General features: G+C 43.5%; 9 protein-coding genes. All 9 read left to right on the forward strand.

Annotated elements, in window-relative coordinates:
• Nucleotides 1-333 precede the first annotated feature (333 nt).
• The gene (locus tag AB0756_RS33645; protein ID WP_038083023.1) at nt 334-1,575 is read left to right on the forward strand and encodes a hypothetical protein; all 1,242 of its coding nucleotides are present in this window, start codon (nt 334-336) and stop codon (nt 1,573-1,575) included.
• 43 nt (nt 1,576-1,618) lie between these two features.
• Complete coding sequence (locus tag AB0756_RS33650) at nt 1,619-3,808, forward strand: serine/threonine-protein kinase (RefSeq protein WP_038083022.1); 2,190 nt, start codon at nt 1,619-1,621, stop codon at nt 3,806-3,808.
• A 160-nt stretch (nt 3,809-3,968) separates the two neighbouring features.
• Nucleotides 3,969-4,904 carry a PP2C family serine/threonine-protein phosphatase gene (locus AB0756_RS33655; protein ID WP_050045318.1) on the forward strand — a complete coding sequence of 312 codons (936 nt, stop codon included), beginning with the start codon at nt 3,969-3,971 and terminating at the stop codon, nt 4,902-4,904.
• Between the two features lie 37 nt (nt 4,905-4,941).
• A complete protein-coding gene (locus AB0756_RS33660; RefSeq protein WP_408019909.1) occupies nt 4,942-5,745 on the forward strand; it encodes a hypothetical protein in 804 nt (267 codons plus the stop codon).
• A gap of 171 nt (nt 5,746-5,916) precedes the next feature.
• Nucleotides 5,917-7,194: a vWA domain-containing protein gene (locus AB0756_RS33665; RefSeq protein ID WP_038085235.1), complete on the forward strand. Its 1,278-nt coding sequence runs from the start codon at nt 5,917-5,919 to the stop codon at nt 7,192-7,194.
• A 23-nt stretch (nt 7,195-7,217) separates the two neighbouring features.
• The gene (locus AB0756_RS33670) at nt 7,218-7,934 is read left to right on the forward strand and encodes an FHA domain-containing protein (RefSeq protein ID WP_038085237.1); all 717 of its coding nucleotides are present in this window, start codon (nt 7,218-7,220) and stop codon (nt 7,932-7,934) included.
• A gap of 115 nt (nt 7,935-8,049) precedes the next feature.
• Nucleotides 8,050-9,423 carry a hypothetical protein gene (locus AB0756_RS33675; RefSeq protein WP_038085239.1) on the forward strand — a complete coding sequence of 458 codons (1,374 nt, stop codon included), beginning with the start codon at nt 8,050-8,052 and terminating at the stop codon, nt 9,421-9,423.
• A 119-nt stretch (nt 9,424-9,542) separates the two neighbouring features.
• Entirely contained in the window at nt 9,543-10,721 is a 1,179-nt protein-coding gene (gene sat / locus AB0756_RS33680; RefSeq protein ID WP_038085242.1) for a sulfate adenylyltransferase, read from the forward strand.
• 156 nt (nt 10,722-10,877) lie between these two features.
• The gene (locus AB0756_RS33685) at nt 10,878-13,085 is read left to right on the forward strand and encodes a caspase family protein (RefSeq protein WP_038085247.1); all 2,208 of its coding nucleotides are present in this window, start codon (nt 10,878-10,880) and stop codon (nt 13,083-13,085) included.
• Nucleotides 13,086-13,132 lie beyond the last annotated feature (47 nt).

Here is a 13,132-nt window from a genome sequence, read left to right on the forward strand (position 1 = left end):
ACTGGAGCGATTGAAAATCGCGTCTATGCAAACTAAGTCCGCGAAGGCGGACTTAATAAAAAGTCCACGTAGGTGGACTTTGTTTGTATAGCCCCAGAATTCTATTCTGAGGGCAATTGGCACTCTTTGGGATGCTCCTTTTCGATCCCCCCTAGCCCTCTTTAAAAAGGGGAGAAGTTAATTTCAATCCCCCCCTTTTCATGATGTTTCATCTCTTATCTAAAGATCTATGTACACTGTAGTTATAAAGGGGGCTAGGATACTCAAAAAGCCCACCTAACGATCACAGGCGAGACGTCTGTCCTACACCGCTAACCACTAAACAACTAACTAATGACCCTCGAAGAAATTGACCAGTTGCTAGCCGACTGGAAAGTGAAGATTGACATTATCGGTCAAAATCTTATTGATTTACACAGTCTTTCTACTTACCAGATCCTTGCTGGAGTTTCTGGATTTCCTAAAGCAAACCTCACAGGCGTTACCCAAACACGCGTCACTTCAGCATTAAGCGCAATGAACGATTTGTTTGGATATTTTGATTTAATTGTAAATGTCGTTAATAAAGCGAATCAACTGCGTTCCTCAGTCTCTCGATTTTTGGTGTCGCCACAAAAACTGGAAGAAATAGAGAACATACTGACAGCACCGTCCATTGAATTGTCTGTTGTACAAATTCCTCTAGCAGAAAGAAGTCTTTTAAGTGCTCCTGTGACAACTGACTCTATCGCCCCCCAAGAGTTACTGCGTCTGATGACAAATGCCTTTGATAATGCTAAAGAAGTTGTATTAGCTGTTGATTTAGCGTGGGCGCGTTTGGAACCCATGCTAACTCAAGCACAAGCAGAGATTGAGAAACTGCAAGCGCTAGCTGTTTCATTAGGTGTAGAGCCCTTGACAGAACTTTCCGCAGTGAGTCAAAAAATTCACTTGTTGCGTGGCTGCGTGGAAAGCGATCCTTTAGGAGTGACAGACGATTTCACAAGAGATCTTCAACCACAAATCACACGGGTAAAAACGACTCTAGAACAATTAGCACAACAGCACCAGTTTCTCGCAGAGAGTTTTGCTCGCGCTCATCAGTTGCGATCGCAGTTAATCAAACTTCACCATCAAGCTGTAGAGGCTCATAAGGAAAGTACTTTAAAAGTTGTCGATCGTTCTGAAGTGCAAATTCCTTTGGAAGATAAGCAGATAGAAGCGCTTGTGTCTTGGCTGAGTACACTGGAAACTAAATTTGCTGAAGGACTGGTAAATCCAGTGCGTGTTGGTCTGGAAAATTGGATCGCCAAGGTGAAGGAATATATTGCAGTCACTGAAAAAGTCTATGCAGCAAACAGAGCACCTTTAGACATGAGATCTGAATTGCGCGGGCGGTTGGATGCACTTAAAGCCAAAGCACTAGCGCGGGGATTAGCAGAAGATACTATTTTGAATCAACTCGCTTTGCAGGCTCAGCAACTTTTATACTCCCGACCAACACCTTTAGATGAAGCAGCCCAGTTAGTATCTCAATATGAAAAACACTTAAATAATGGGGTTAATAGGGTTATCAATTTCAAAAATTTGAGTTAGAAAAGATTCAAGCGATCGAGTGAATAGGCGAGGAAAGTTCTCGATGAACGGCGAAAGTTGCAAACGCAACGGGTGTACTGGCAGTATTGAAGATGGATATTGTGATGTCTGTGGGCTTGCGCCAGTGGAGCCACTGCAATCCATATCTCTTCATGACAGCATTCGCAAACAAACACAGCCAACTCAGCACAGCTCAATTACAACAGGAACGGGTTCATCGCCTCTGACCAACCGTTCCAAAGGTTCGCGGCGTACTAGCAATACCTCCAGTAGGAGCAGTCGCAAGCAGCTTGGTGCTGGACTTGTCTCTGTACCCGAATTACCTTCAACGGAACCGGAAAAAGCAATCATGGCGGAAGCCATGGTTCCCGACCACAAACGCGTTTGCTCTCATTGCAATAATTCTCTGCGAAGAGAGAAAGGCTTTTGCCCCAAGTGCGGACAAAAGTATTCTTTTATTGCGACTCTCAAACCGGGTGATGTGGTAGCCGGACAGTATGAGGTCAAAGGCGCAATCGCTTTTGGTGGTCTGGGTTGGATTTACTTGGGTTTTGACAAAATATTATCTCGTTATGTCGTACTGAAAGGGTTGCTAAATACTGAAGATGCAGCCAGTGCAGTTGTAGCAGTGGCTGAACGAAAGTTTTTGGCAGCTGTAAAACACGCCAACATTGTTGGTATTTATAACTTTGTCAACTATGACAGTGAAGGCTTTATTGTCATGGAGTATGTTGGTGGCAAAACACTGAAGGAGATTCGCAAAGAAAGGGGACCGTTACCAGTTGCAGAAGCGATCGCCTACATCCATCGGATTTTAGGTGCTTTTGCGTATCTACATTCACTAGGTTTAGTCTACTGCGACTTTAAACCAGATAACGTGATGCTAGAAGGACACGATGTCAAGTTAATAGACTTAGGTGGTGTCCGTCGTATTGATGACATTCATGGAGACATTTACGGTACTGTTGGCTATAGTGCGCCAGAAGCGGGTGAAGGACCAACAGTTGTGTCAGATTTATTTACCATTGGTAGGACACTTGCAGTTCTCCTCACCAGCATCTCGGGTTTCACAAAAGAACATCTCTACACTCTCCCCAGCCCTCAAGAAGAACCGCTCTTTGCCCAACAAGAATCGTTATATCGGTTTTTACTGAAAGCGACTGCACAGAACCCTGATGAGCGCTTTCAATCAGCAGATGAAATGGCAGATCAATTGCTGGGCGTACTTCGAGAAGTTGTTGCAACCGAAACAAAGATTCCACGTCCAGCCTCCAGTAACGTTTTTGGGGGCGATATGCTTTCACTGATAAACACGGGTGAGTTAAGCCCTATTAAAGCCGACCATCACCAGTTACCAATGCCAATGCTAGATTCTACGGAACCAGGATTCAACGCAGTCCTGAATGCGGGAGCGTTTGCCGATCCTAAAATGAGAGTCACTAGCTTAACACAAGCCGTTCAACAGTTCCCCAATTCAAAGGAACCATTGCTGCGTTTAGCAAACAGCCTCATTGACACTGGTAATTATGACAAAGTTGAACAAGTGTTGGCGCAAGTAGAAGAAAAAGACCCTTGGGACTGGAGAGTGTTGTGGTACAAAGGACGCAGTTTAATGGCGCAAGGCAAAGCACAAGAAGCGCAAGCAGCTTTTGACCAAGTTTACTTTGACTTACCCGGAGAACTTGCACCCAAATTGGGGTTAGCTTTAGCGGCTGAAAGTGCAGGTAATTTCCAGCTAGCAACTCACATGTACGATTTAGTCTCTCGTACCGACCCCAGTTATACCGCCGCCGCCTTTGGCTTAGCACGTTGCTTGTGCGCTACAGCAAACAGAAAAGAAGCAGTGTCGGCGTTAGAACGAGTTCCACAAACCTCCAACTTACATACACGGGCGCGAGTAGAAATTGCACGAACACTGATTGATGCGTCTCATTCTCCTCCAGGAAGCAAAGAACTCCAAGAAGCTTCAGCAGCAATTGAAGCACTAACTCTCAGTGGTATAGAACGCTGTCAACTGACAAAGCAAGTTTTAGAAACCGCTTTACATTTACTCACTTCTCAAGCAGTTTCACAAGACTTATCCATCAAAATTTTAGGACAAACACTTCAAGAACTTTATTTACGAAAAGGATTAGAAAAAGCACTGCGAGACATGGCGCACCTCTCAACAGGAGAAGAAAAAATTCGCCTAGTTGATGAAGCAAATCGTGTACGACCGAGAACGTTATTTTAAAAAGAGCTAATGGCTAATGGAACACAATTAGCAATTAGCCATTAGCAGTTAGCAATTAGCCCTTCGGGTATCTCCTTACGGAGACGCTTCGCGAACGCCAGTCCCCTACGGCGGGAAACCCGCCTTCAGGGCTGGACTCACCATTAGCCATTAACAAACTATGCAATGTTTCAAATGTGGTAGCAAGCTCCAGGTTGGCGATCGCTTTTGTGAAGAATGCGGTACCCCCGCTATCCCAAAAGCGACAGGGGGATGTGAAAAATGCGGTGCTTCAGTCGAAGAAATCGATCCAGATGGCTTTTGTTCTCAATGTGGTTTTCGTCAGGAAATAAAGCCGACGGATAACTTTGAGATTGTGATTTCTCCTAACTTTGCAGGAATTTCACACCGAGGACTAAAACATCAACGTAATGAAGATTATATTGCCTGTGCGAAGGTTGAAAATACGAATACTTATATTCTGGTTGTTTGTGATGGAGTTTCTAGTTCTGCTTCACCCGATTTAGCTGCTAAAGTTGCTGTAGAAAGTGCGTGTAGAGCTTTGGAAAGAAGGGTTGGAGGGGTAGATTCACAACAAGCAATAAAATTGGCAATTGCTGAAGCCATGAGAGCGGTATCCGAAATTTCATACAGTGTAACTACAGATGTCGATCCACCATCAACCACAATAGTTGCTGCTGTTGTTGTTGACAATACAGCCACAATTGCTTGGTTGGGAGATAGCCGCGCCTACTGGATTGCTTCTGATGGTTCGCGACAGCTAACGATAGATCATTCCTGGTTTAATGATGTTGTTTTGTCAGGAGAAATGACCGAATCTGAAGCCAAACAATCTTCCCAGGTTCATGCTATTACTCGTTGGGTGGGTGCAGATGCGGGTCATGTTGAACCTTCTATTGTCAATTTTGAAATTCCTGGTTCCGGGTATCTACTTTTGTGTACTGATGGCTTATGGAATTACACACCTCAAGTTTCAGACTTAAACAGACTTATGAACTCAAATGAAGATGCTATTACACTAGCCCAGAAGCTAGTAGAGTTTGCTTGTTTGCGTGGAGGACATGACAATATTACCGTTGCTGTGTTGTCTTTTTAACGTAAAAAGTGAAAGCTAATGTATGGGAAGTGAGAAGATGACAGAAAGTAGCAATAGACCTGGAAAATCTGAGGCTGTTTTAGGAGGACAAACCTCATTTCCAACAGATGGTATTGTTCTGGGGGGAATTGAAGGTTTACAAAAACGTTTTGCTGGTGTGACTGGTGAAGAAAGAGCAGCTTATCTTGCTAATGCACTTCAGTATGAAGATACAGGCGTAGATTTTTTGATAGAAGCGATGAACGATGAAGAATTCATTGTAAGAGCAACAGCTTACAAACTCTTGCACAGTTCAAATTCTACCAAAGCTCAACAAGCCATTAACAACGGTATTCTTTTAAAAAAGGGAGATAAAGTTTACTGTGTTTACGAGTCAACGCTTAGTTACAATGATGAATTCTATTATATTGAATATTGCCTCGATTCATTTAACCCAGAAACTGAAGAATACTGTGAAGTTCATGGAGAAAAAAATCCTTTATTTATTTCACGGCATCTTTTTCAAGAAAATGCTGAATCTGAGGTAATTACCGTACATCAAATAAAGATATTAAAAGTTAATATTTTTACACTTGTATTGGGAAATTATCACATTACTTTTAATCCTTGGGATTGGTGTAAAAATAATGGAATTTCTTTAAAAACAAAATACAATGAAAATCATTGGGAATTTCAGAGGCGAGTTTTTCAAAAGCTACAGAAAGATAATAATTTAGAATTACTCAGTCAATTTTGGAATTTAATGGGATTTAGCCAAAAAATGGCGTTTTTTCGGGAGGAAGTTATTCAAGAAAATCAATATTTTGATTTTAGGGGAAATAATTTTAAGGAAGTTTTTTAATATGAGAAAACTGAATCGTAGGGAGCATATTGTTTTGGTAAATTATCCACGGAATAGAATTCTATGGCTGTACAAACAAAGTCCACCTACACGAAATTTATATTTGGAAAATTCAGAAAACCCAGACAATGTCTAAACTAGTCAAAAAATCAATTAAATAATAACAAAACTATGACCACTCAATTTAAAGCTGAAGTATTTCAAAACCAATATTTACCCCAAGGGGCGAAAGAAGTTCATGCAATTATGACTGTTAGCTCTGAAGGTAGTGAAGGAGTCGCTGCACCATCTACGGGAAACAGAGTCTTTGGAATCATATGCGATACCTCTGGCTCAATGGGAGGTGATAAAATTCATGCAGTAAGAGAGGCGATGGTTAAAATCGTAAACTTACTTCCTGGAAATTCATATTTTTTCATTATCAGTGGTACGGATGATGTTCGTATAACTGTTCCCATATTGAAAGCAACTTCTGAAAATAAAGAAAAAGCGATCGCAGCCATAAAAAAAGTCCGTGCTGATGGTGGTACTATCATTTCTTCATGGCTCAATGAAGCTTTAAAACAATTCCAAAAAATGCCCCATGCTTTGCGTCAAGCACTGCTTCTAACGGATGGACAAAACGATGAATCAGACGAACAAAAACTCAGAGCGGTTCTCAATAAGTGTGAAGGCGTTTTTCAGTGTGATTGTCGGGGTGTGGGTACCACTTGGCGTGTTAAACAACTCCAAGAAATATCTGGAAAATTATTAGGGACTACGGACATTATCCCCAAAGCAGAAATGATTGAAGCTGACTTTCGGGCAATTTTAGAGAAAGCTATGAGCAAGAACGTCAGTGACGTAGCTTTGCGTTTGTGGACTCCTCAAAGTGCCAAAATACTGTTCTGCAAGCAAGTCAGCCCCGACATTGTCGATTTAACCCACCGCGCAACTGTTGTAAAACCTCAAGTTTGTGACTATCCAACTGGTGCTTGGAGCAATGGAGAGTCCCGCGATTACCACTTCTGCATTCAAGTACAACCGGGAAATGTAGGTGATGAGATGTTAGCAGGTAGAGCTAGTTTAATTTATACAGATAATGGCGTGGAAACAAAAATTGCTGAGGCTCGTATTCTAGCATTATGGACAGACGATGATGCCAAATCTACCAAAATTGACAGACGTGTAGCTCATTATACCGGACAAGCAGAACTAGCCCAATCCATACAAGAGGGATTAGAAGCACGCGATCGCGGAAATATTGAAGTAGCTACAGCCAAGCTAGGAAAAGCCGTACAACTCGCCCATGAATCGGGTAACGAAGCCACAGCCAAGCTTCTGAAAAAAGTCGTTGATATCGAAGATGCTGCAACAGGAACAGTGCGGTTAAAGCGAGAAGTTGCTAAAGAAGACACGATGATGTTGGAAACTCGCTCCACCAAAACAACTCGCATTCCCAAATCTTAAGAGAGAAAAATTTTAAACCCACCATGTCCACCTATCAATGTCCAAAAGGACACGCTTCAACCGAATCAGATTATTGTTCGGACTGCGGTACTAAAATTCTCGGAATAACCCAAAGCGCAGTCACGGTAATAACTCCAAAACAGGAGGTACTTCAAACAACACCACCTGCGATCGCCTTTGGCTCAAGCCATACCCGGCTTATCGCTTGTCCCGATTGCACAGCCCCACACGACCCCAGTAGCGGTAACTTCTGCGAGATTTGCGGTTATAACTTTATAACCAAAGCTCATGGAGAAATACCAATAGCAGCAACAACAAATTTGACCAAAGAAGTTACAGATGATGTACCTGCAAAACCCATAGAACAACCATCCGCTTCAACATCCGGTGCTGAAATTACCGCCACTATCGATCCCTCATTGCAAAGCCCAGAAAGCCCAGCACCACCAAACCAACCCCCCATAACCTACCAGCTAGACAAAGACAGCAATCTCATTGGTCGTTCCAGCGAGCTTCGGGGAGTTTACCCAGAAATAGCCCTTGATTTTGATAGCGCCGTTTCCCACCGCCATGCACTCCTCAATCGCAATCCCGATGGCACATTTATCTTGCGCGACATTGGTTCCACCAATGGTACCAAATTAAACGGCGTAGAAATCAACCCAATGGTAGATGTACCGATAAAAGATGGTGATGAAATCACCCTCGGACACTGGACTCGAATTAAGTTTAGGGGGTAGGGGAATGGGGACAAGGAGGACAAGGTAGACAAGGTAGAAGTTTCTCCCCAGTCTACCCCCTTCTCCCCGGTCTACCCCCTTCTCCCCGGTCTACCCCCTCTCCCTCTACAGTTTTATGACAAGCACGACACCCTCCTTCAGCCAAAAAATCAAACTCACCACGCCCCGACTTCTAAAAACAGGTTTGTACGCCACTTGGGTAACCAGTTTCTTAGTTGCGATCGCCACCATTTCTGGTATTCAACAACAGCGCCAAATGATTCAAACAATTGGTAAAGACGCAGCACCAAGCGTCCTTCTCGCCCAGAGGATTCAAGATAGCTTACTGGGTATGGATGCTAATGCTGTTAACGAACTGCTTGTCAAGCCTGGGGCTAACCCTCGTGCTACTGAATATTACGAAGAAAGGCGCAAAGCTTTCGCCGAACGAATAATTGCTGCTGCTGAGAACATTACTTATGGCAAAGCAGAACGCGAACCTATTAAGACGATGCAACTGTTGCTGGGGGATTATATAGCCAAAATTCAACGAGCAAGAGACTTTAACGAACGTGGGGATTTAAACGGGGTACTAACGGCTTATCGAGAAGCAGCAGAAATTATGGATAACAAGCTGCTACCAGAAGCCGAAAAACTAAAAAAGGTAAACGCAAAAAAACTTGATGAAACTTACGACCTGCAACAAATTGCATCCTTTTACTTTCTATTCCTGACAATCGTTCCCGCGCTACTTCTCGTTAGCGTACTTATAGCAATTCAACTGTTTCTGCACTGGAGAATGCGACGCATTCTCAATCCCTGGCTGATCGCCGCAACAGCGATCGCAATTTTCTTTTTAGTGCATACAACCCAAACATTTCTCGCAATCTCCCACCATCTAAAGATTGCCACAAAAGATTCTTTTGAATCGCTGCGCTTACTGAGAGAAGCCCGTGCTTTGGTTTACAGTAGTAATGCTGATGAAAGCCGCTATTTGTTAGATAAAGCAAATGCTGTCAAACATGAGAAGGCATTTTTGAGCAAATCAACTATAATTGCTCAGCCGTTACATGGTGAGACGTTGGAGACAGTTGCAGTTGCAGGGTTCTTAGCAAACAATCAAAAGCCTCGTTTAGCCGGTTTATTAGGCGAGGCTTTTAACGATATCACATTTGCTGGTGAGAGAGAAGCAGCTGTGGCGACTTTGTTAACTTTCGATCGCTATCTCAAAATCGATCGCCAAATACGCCTGTTAGAACAAAGTGGAAAACACCAAGAAGCGATCGCTTTGTGTACGGGTTATGAGAAAGGTCAGTCAAACTGGGCGTTTGAGGAATTCAAGAAAGCCCACAATAAAATGCAAGATATCAACCAAGAAGCTTTCAACAAAGCAGTTGAGCAGGGGTTCAAGGATATAGAAGGCTTTGAAATTTCCGCTGCTGTTGCAGCCATCCTTATCTCAGTTTTGACACTTTTTGGATTGCTACTACGTATACAAGAATATCGGTAATTAACGCTCCGCGACCAACTACTAACAACTAACCCCCAACCCTTAACGAGTGTTCCATGATTTGGTAACTTAATTAAATAGCTAAAAAAAAATGTAGTTATTACACAGAAGGCACAACCTTGAGTTATCATCTTGATGCTATTGCCCCCCACGGCGGACAGTTAGTGAATCGCATCGCTACACCCGAACAAAGGCAAGAATTTCTCTCGAAAGCTGACTTTTTACCGCGAGTACAACTGGATGAACGGGCGGTTTCCGATCTCCAGATGATAGCGATTGGTGGTTTTAGTCCACTCACTGGTTTTATGAACCAGGAGGATTACGATCGCGTTGTTACAGAAATGCGGTTAGCTAACGGTAATGTTTGGGCAATTCCCGTAACCCTATCAGTAGAAGAAGAAGTCGCAAACTCCTTGAAAGAAGGTGGATTAATTCGCTTGGATAATCCCGCAGGTGAGTTTATTGGTGTGTTAGAACTCACACAGAAGTACCGCTACGATAAGAGCCGCGAAGCGATTAACGTTTACCGTACCGACGATTCCAAACATCCTGGCGTACAGGTGTTATACAATCAAGGACCAATACACCTTGCGGGTGATGTTTGGTTGCTGCAACGCGATCCCCATCCTTTCTTCCCAAACTATCAAATCGATCCCGCAACGTCGCGACAAATGTTTAGGGAAAAGGGTTGGAAAACTATTGTTGGCTTCCAAACTCGCAATCCCATCCACCGCGCTCACGAGTACATTCAAAAGTGCGCTCTGGAAATCGTAGATGGTTTGTTTTTGCACCCCTTAGTGGGTGCAACAAAAGAAGACGATATCCCAGCTGATGTGCGGATGCGATGCTATGAAATTTTGCTGGATGGATACTACCCTAAAGACAGGGTCATTCTGGCAATTAATCCCTCAGCAATGCGCTATGCTGGTCCTAGAGAAGCAATTTTCCATGCCTTAATTCGCAAAAACTATGGCTGCACTCACTTTATTGTGGGTCGCGATCATGCTGGAGTAGGAAACTACTACGGAACTTATGATGCTCAATACATTTTTGATGAGTTTCAACCAGCAGAATTGGGCATTGTACCGATGAAGTTTGAACACGCTTTCTACTGCACGCGCACTCAGCAAATGGCGACAAGTAAAACAAGTCCAAGTAGCCCTGAAGAGCGCATTCACTTATCGGGAACAAAAGTGAGGGAAATGCTGCGTCGCGGAGAGTTACCCCCACCAGAATTTTCTCGTCCAGAAGTGGCTGCAGAATTGGCAAGAGCAATGCGAGTGCCATTACCAGTCTAAGGCACATTCGGTACAAAGAATCAAGTATAAACTTTTACTTTACACTACAGACCTCAGCCCTTAAGCTGATAGTGAATCCAGTGCTAAAAGAAATTTTTTTCGTACAAGCATCTGGCAAACTAAAAGGGCGAACGGACTGAGGGCTGATAGCTAATTATGAAGCGGCGGACGTTTTTACAAAGGTTTGGCTCCATACTCGCGGTAATGGGTGTCACTGACAACGAGTGGTTGACCTTGGGAAACCGCTATTCTCAAGCTTTGGCACAACCAAAACAGCGCAAGTTGGCGTTATTGGTAGGCATTAATCAGTACCCACAATTTTCATCACCACTGACGGGTTGTTTGACAGATGTAGAACTACAAAAGGAACTGTTGATTCACCGCTTTGGTTTTCAACCGTCAGATGTTCTTTGCTTGACGGACGCTAAAGCAACTAGGGAAGATATTGAACTCGCTTTTTCAGAACATATTATCAAGCAAGTTCAGCCCGATGATGCGGTTGTATTTCACTTTAGCGGTTATGGCAGTCGCGTTCATCTCGAAAGTTCTCAAGATACCCTGCAAAACGCTCTGATTCCCGTTCAGGAAAAAGATGAGAGTACACAAGATAATAAAAATGTAAACTATATATTAGAGGAAACATTGCTGTTATTAGTGCGATCGCTACCCACGCATCGTGCAACAGCAGTTTTGGATACTAGTTACTATGTTCCCCAAACATCGCTACCTACGGGGTTAAAAACTCGCAGCCGTCCGGTTCTAGAGGATGCTGTTGTGATAGCAAAGGAACTTCAGTTACACAAACAACTGAAGGAGAAGGTTCCTACGCCTTCCTCTGGGGTTGTACTGAAAGCAACCTCTCATTCCAAACAAGTAGCACGAGAGATACAATTATCTGGATTTAGTGCGGGATTATTTACATACGCCCTCACGCAGTATCTATGGGAAACTACCCCAGCGACAACAGTTCAAGTTTGCATCTCTCATGTGGTAGGTTCTTTACAGCAGATGGGTAGTACCAAACAGCAACCTGCAATACTAGCTGAGAAAACGGATAAAAATAATCCACAAGCACGTGCATTTGTTACCAATCATTTTCTTCCCGATTCAAACTTAGGGGCGGAAGGAGTGATAATGGGAATTGAAGAAGATGGGAAAACTCTTCATCTGTGGTTGGGAGGCTTACCCTTAAACGTATTGGAGTACTTGGGATCTAATTCTCGCCTCACTCTCGTTCCATCGACACCCAACTCCCAAATCGTACTGCGATCGCGCTCTGCACTAACAGCAAAAGCGCAAATTGTCAATACTGAGAGCGAACCAAAAGTCGGACAACTCATTCAAGAAGCAGTGCGGGTATTACCTAAGAATGTTGGTTTAACAGTTGCTCTTGACACCAAACTCGAAAGAATAGAAAGAGTCGATGCGACAAGCGCGTTTTCAACAGTATCTCGCGTTTCTACTGTGGTAGCAGGAGAACAACTCGCTGACTGCGTGTTTGGAAAACTCCCAGAATCAAAGAGTAAAGAACCAGCCCCAACTAACCTAACAGTAGTTTCTCTCAGCCGCTATGGTTTATTCTCTCCAGGTAGCGAACAGATTCCCAGTACCTTTGGGGAAGCAGGAGAAGCCGTAAAATTAGCAGCCTTACGGTTAGTGCCAAAACTGCAAACCCTACTAGCGGCAAAACTATGGCGACTCACCGTAAATGAGGGTTCATCACTATTGGGTGTGAAAGCAACATTGGAGATGCTTGGCGCTTTAGCACCGCGAACGTTAATGCAACGAGAAACCTTGCGAACTCAAAATACAGAAGCATCCAGTAAAAAGACATTTAGCCCTGAAACTGGGGATATACCTACTGTGACCATTGGTAACAGGATACAATATAGGGTGGAAAACACAAGCGATCGCCCAGTGTATTTAATGCTGTTGGGACTTAGTAGTAGTAAAACAGCGATCGCGTTATTTCCATGGTATAAAGTGGCTGAAACCGAAGTGTCAGAAGGTCAACCACATCTCGTAGATTTAGTGATTCCGCCTGGAGAAACCCGCGTTTTCCCGCAAACTACTTCCGGTTTTGAATGGGTCGTACAAGCACCCGCATCTTTAGCTGAAACCCAACTTATTTTTAGTACTGCACCCTTTACTCAAACTCTAGCTGCTCTAGAAACTGACAAAAACCCGAAAGCAGAACAGCAACGCATTCAGCCTACTATGAACCCTCTAGAAGTTGCACAAGCTTTGCTGCAAGATTTGCACAATGCCAGTGCAGTCAGCGATATGAATGGTACAGCTTCTGATTCTTATGTACTGGATGTCAATCATTGGGCAAGTTTCAGTTTCGTTTATCAAGTGGTTTAGCGATCGCCGTTGGTTGAGAGTAGTACTTTAGCGCATACTCAATTTTT

Origin of the sequence: Tolypothrix campylonemoides VB511288_2 (genome assembly GCF_045999855.1) — a bacterium.
Taxonomy (GTDB): Bacteria; Cyanobacteriota; Cyanobacteriia; order Cyanobacteriales; family Nostocaceae; genus Scytonema; species Scytonema bouteillei_A.